Source organism: Streptomyces viridosporus (assembly GCF_002078235.1).
Lineage (GTDB): Bacteria > Actinomycetota > Actinomycetes > Streptomycetales > Streptomycetaceae > Streptomyces > Streptomyces viridosporus.
On sequence record NZ_MSGP01000682.1, the window covers coordinates 876 to 1,121 of the forward strand.

Genomic DNA, 246 nt, shown 5'->3' on the forward strand with positions numbered 1-246 from the left:
CGTCCGCGGACCCCGGGGGCCGGGTCACGGACGCACCGCCTCCACCCGCACCGCGCACGCCTTGAACTCCGGCATCCCCGACGTCGGGTCCAGGGCGGGGTTGGTGAGGGTGTTCGCCCGGCCCTCGCCCGCCCAGTGGAAGGGCATGAAGACCGTGTCGGCGCGGATCGCGGTCGTGATCCGGGCCGGCGCCACCGCCCGGCCCCGCCGGGACACCACGGCCACCGGGTCGCCCTCGGCCGCGCC

Annotated in this window: 1 protein-coding gene; it reads right to left on the reverse strand. The window is 78.5% G+C overall.

The genetic code is table 11. The features are described from left to right. Positions 1-24: 24 nt before the first annotated feature. Positions 25-246: molybdopterin dinucleotide binding domain-containing protein (locus B7L92_RS35740; RefSeq protein WP_304364729.1), on the reverse strand; the 222-nt coding region annotated here is incomplete at its 5' end.